The following is a 217-nucleotide window of genomic DNA, read 5'->3' as shown; positions in this document are numbered from 1 at the left end:
CGTTATTACTCATAATCACTGTCCCGCCATCTGGTAAATCTTTTAAGCTTTTATATTTCTTAGAATAAATGCCCATTGGCTCTAAATGAATTTTTCCTGCGTTTACAATTTAATACCCTTTTTCTCTAATATCGGCTGTGCCTTTTCCAAAATAACAGCGTGCGGTACGTTAGAAGCTCCCACAACAAGCTTATTCTCCTCTTTTCCTCCGCAAGCA

General features: G+C 38.2%; 1 pseudogene. It reads right to left on the bottom strand.

The annotated features are described in order from the left end of the window. Positions 1 to 217: pseudogene (locus MR079_RS29010) on the bottom strand (MetQ/NlpA family ABC transporter substrate-binding protein); the annotation flags it as partial.

This window comes from Bacillus cereus group sp. BfR-BA-01381, from assembly GCF_022663555.1.
Lineage (GTDB): Bacteria > Bacillota > Bacilli > Bacillales > Bacillaceae_G > Bacillus_A > Bacillus_A pacificus.
Note: the sequence above shows the minus strand (reverse complement) of the source record. Positions and strands in the feature narration are given on the sequence as shown.